Raw genomic sequence first — 204 nt, 5'->3', positions numbered from 1 at the left:
AGTGTGGCGGTCACCTTCGCCGCAAACAACGGTGCGACGATCACCACCGCGTCGGCCAACACCGATGAAAATGGTTTAGCCACCACCACGCTGACCAACATCACCGCGGGTATCAGCAAGGTCACCGCCACCATTAACGGTAATAGCCAAACCGTCGACACCACCTTTGTGGCCGATGACGGCACGGCGACCATTACCAATGGC

General features: G+C 58.3%; 1 protein-coding gene. It reads left to right on the top strand.

Translation table 11 applies throughout. The features are described from left to right. On the top strand, positions 1-204 hold a 204-nt coding region (locus M988_RS22185; RefSeq protein ID WP_156518211.1), incomplete at both ends, for an Ig-like domain-containing protein.

Source organism: Hafnia paralvei ATCC 29927 (assembly GCF_001655005.1).
Taxonomy (GTDB): domain Bacteria; phylum Pseudomonadota; class Gammaproteobacteria; order Enterobacterales; family Enterobacteriaceae; genus Hafnia; species Hafnia paralvei.
The sequence above is the reverse complement of the archived record's forward strand: the minus strand, read 5'-3'. Positions and strand labels throughout refer to the sequence as shown.